This window comes from Idiomarina sp. UBA4206 (assembly GCF_002383015.1).
Taxonomy (GTDB): domain Bacteria; phylum Pseudomonadota; class Gammaproteobacteria; order Enterobacterales; family Alteromonadaceae; genus Idiomarina; species Idiomarina abyssalis.
On record NZ_DFTS01000072.1, the window covers coordinates 42,095 to 43,714 of the forward strand.

The 1,620-nt window shown below is 44.9% G+C and carries 2 protein-coding genes; one reads left to right on the top strand and one right to left on the bottom strand.

Going from position 1 to position 1,620, the window contains the following annotated elements; all coding sequences use genetic code 11:
• On the bottom strand, nucleotides 1–708 hold a 708-nt coding region (locus tag B3180_RS14275), incomplete at its 3' end, for an acyl-CoA thioesterase domain-containing protein (RefSeq protein WP_286845165.1).
• A gap of 259 nt (nucleotides 709–967) precedes the next feature.
• Between B3180_RS14275 and B3180_RS14280 the strand changes: the two genes are divergently transcribed.
• The coding region (locus tag B3180_RS14280) for an aconitase family protein (protein WP_286845167.1) at nucleotides 968–1,620 on the top strand (653 nt) is incomplete at its 3' end.

Below are 1,620 nucleotides of genomic sequence, written 5' to 3' on the forward strand. Positions count from 1 at the left end.
GTGAAACCACATGGCATGATCAACCGTAGCAACCTGCATGTTGGGTTGAGCAAAGCTGACGCCATGAGGCTGCAAGGCTGTTGGTAAGAAGTTAAAGTCTGACGCATAAGCCAATAAGTATTTATGAACGCGTTGATCATCCGGCATATTGCCGTTTGCTCTGAACCAGACGTAGCGTCGCGGCTCATCTTTTTCCGGCTTAAACGGGTTGTAAGGAGTCACAAACCGCATTTCTATGGGTTTGTCGCAAATGAACTTTTTGCGAAGTGGCGCCGGTATCAGCTCTTCATGCTCGCGATAAATATCCAAATCTGAAACTAGACCTTCAGGGCCGGGCACTTCAGGCATAGTGTCCTGATGCTCATAGCCATTTTCCTGCTGCTGGAAAGATGCAGTCATGTAAAAAATTGGCTTACCGTACTGTATGGCTTTGACTCTGCGGGCTGAAAAGCTTTTACCGTCGCGGATGGTTTCTACGTCGTAGACAATCGGTTTTTTCGCATCACCCGGACGCAAAAAATAACTGTGAAAGGAATGGCAGACGCGCTCTTGCGGTAATGTTTCTTTAGCCGCCGACAAAGCTTGTCCAATAACCTGTCCACCAAAGACAGCGCCAAAGCCTAAATCCTGACTCTGTCCACGATAAAGACCATCCTCAATGCCTTCGAGGGTCAGTAAGTTGAGTAAATCGTCGAGTACCTGACTCATCCATTATGTCCTTATTGATTTCGGTAAGACTGACGTTCTGTTGATCTTAAACGCTTTTTACAGACTATGTAATATAAACACAATTTATAATAAAAATAGTTGCTTAACTGAGTACTTAACCATCAGTTAATTGGCACAAATCTTTGATTTATGTTTTCATCAAAGCACAATTTCAATGGCTGAAACGGTTCAGTTTGTCTATATTTAAAAGACCGTTGAGCTAAAAACTACGCTTTTGGAAGCGAATGGGAGAGTATCTATGTCAGGCAAAGACAGTCTGAAAACCTTAAGTTCGTTAGACGTTAAAGGAAAAACCTTTCATTACTATAGCCTGCCTAAAGCAGAGGAAGCCTTAGGAGACATTTCAAAGCTTCCGGCTTCAATGAAAGTGTTGCTTGAAAACCTATTACGAAATGAAGATGGCGAAACCGTCACAAAAGACGATTTACAAGCCATGGTTGACTGGTCGAAAAAGAAAAAAATCGACCGTGAAATTCAATACCGCCCGGCGCGGGTTTTAATGCAGGATTTTACCGGTGTTCCGGGCATTGTCGATTTAGCGGCAATGCGCGACGCCGTAGCCAAAGCAGGGCATGACCCTGAAGTCATCAACCCATTGTCACCGGTCGATTTGGTGATTGACCACTCGGTCATGGTCGACAAATACGCGACGGAACAAGCCTTTAAAGAAAACGTCCGCTTTGAAATGGAACGTAACAAAGAACGTTACGAGTTCCTGAAGTGGGGGCAGGGTGCCTTTGAAAACTTTCGTGTTGTACCACCGGGGACAGGCATCTGTCACCAGGTAAACCTTGAGTATTTAGGTAAGAGTGTCTGGACGAAAGAAGAAGACGGTAAAACTTTCGCCTACCCCGATACCTTGGTTGGTACCGACTCACACACCACCATGAT